This is a genomic window from Clostridium sp. DL1XJH146, from assembly GCF_054819755.1.
Window position 1 is genome coordinate 1 of sequence record NZ_JBTVVN010000152.1, and the last position, 257, is coordinate 257.

The window sequence follows — 257 nt, forward strand, 5'->3', positions numbered from 1 at the left end:
GTCGCCCGTGGTGATGACCGACTGGGCATGGCCCTTCGAGCGGCGAACGATCGCGTGGATGCGGGCAACCAGTTCGTCCTTGTGGAAAGGCTTGGTCATGTAGTCGTCAGCGCCGAAACCGAGGCCGCGCACCTTGTCCTCGATGCCGGCCATGCCGGAGAGGATGAGGATAGGCGTTTTGACCTTGGACAGACGCAGGGTCCTCAGGACTTCATAACCGGACATATCCGGCAGGTTGAGGTCGAGGAGGATGATAT

The 257-nt window shown here is 60.3% G+C and carries 1 protein-coding gene; it reads right to left on the reverse strand.

Annotation, left to right across the window (positions count from 1 at the left end; all coding sequences use genetic code 11):
- The coding region (locus tag ACVHXK_RS18900) for a response regulator (RefSeq protein WP_461207946.1) at positions 1-257 on the reverse strand (257 nt) is incomplete at both ends.